The sequence below is a fragment of the Hyella patelloides LEGE 07179 genome, from assembly GCF_900659865.1.
Classification (GTDB): Bacteria; Cyanobacteriota; Cyanobacteriia; order Cyanobacteriales; family Xenococcaceae; genus Hyella; species Hyella patelloides.
Genome location: NZ_LR214320.1, coordinates 1 through 1,276, shown reverse-complemented (window position 1 = coordinate 1,276; position 1,276 = coordinate 1). Strand labels below are relative to the sequence as shown.

1 protein-coding gene is annotated in these 1,276 nt (G+C 44.0%); it reads left to right on the top strand.

Annotated elements, in window-relative coordinates:
- Positions 1-1,276 (top strand): DNA primase family protein (locus H1P_RS33465; protein WP_222427377.1); only part of this gene is annotated, 1,276 nt, incomplete at both ends.

The window sequence follows — 1,276 nt, the reverse complement described above, 5'->3', positions numbered from 1 at the left end:
GGAGCAGAGATAGCGGAGCAGTATAGCGATCGCTGGGTGTATTGTGATGAATTAAAAACCTGGCTGACTTACAGTTTAGAAACCGAAGGAATTTGGACAATAGTCAGCGAACAATATCTAGCAGCCGAAATCGATGCGATACTCTCAGCCAGGAATATTAAGGGATACGGCACTAATTCTTATGTGCAAAATATCATTGGAGCTTTAAGACGAAAACTATTCATCAGGAAATGGGACGAAAAATCCTCTACTGATTGGTTGCCCTTTAGGAATGGAGTGCTAGAGTTAGCGACAAACAAGCTACACGAACACGATCCTGGCTTCAAATTTACTTGGCAACTTCCACGAGAATATACAGTAGTGGAAGCAGGATGGAGAAAGGTAGAGACGGGGAGACGGGGAGACAAGGAGACGAGGAGACGAGGAGAGGGGGAGATACGGAATTTTTCACCAAATCACCCAGTCGCCCAGTCGCCCAGTCACCCAGTCACCCAGTCATCAGGCTGGTCTGCGATCGCCTCTTGGATGGACGAAGCTACTAAGGGAAATTCTGAATATAAAGAATTGTTACTTTGTTTTGCAGCAGCAGTACTACGAGGAAGAAATGATTTACAGAAATTCCTGCATCTAATTGGTGGGGGTGGTAGTGGGAAATCTACTTTTACCACTCTGCTAACGGCTCTAGTAGGAGAATCAAACACCGCGACGATGAATTTATCAGAATTAGAAGATAAACATGAGATAGCCCGTATTTTTGGGAAAAGGTTAGTAGTTCTACCAGACCAAGACAAAGCCCCCAAGAAGATGAGCAATTTTAAGCGGTTGACTGGTCAGGATAGATTGTCTGGTAGAAGACTATTTGAAAATGGCTTTGAGTACGTATTTGGTGGGCTGACAGTAGTAACCTCTAACTTCCCCATCTTCCATACCAATTTAGGTTCTTGGTTGACCCGTAGAGTCAGCATGATTCCCTTTGATTACCAATGTCCCAATCACAAGAAACGGGACTTGATGAAGGAGTTTTCGGGGGAATTAGGAGCATTCACTTCTTATTTGTTGAGTATTCCAGAGACAGAAATAGAAGCAGTATTGAAAGGTGTGGGCAAAGAGCAGCAGCTATCTACAACAGTATGGGAGTCTCAGATCCGAAGTGATGGCTTAGCAGCATGGGTGAATGAATGGGTAATACAAGATAGTACGGGTTGTGTACCAATTGGGAGTAACGCCCATGAATGGAAAATAGCCGAAGATTATGATGCCACTTGTTCTACTCTCT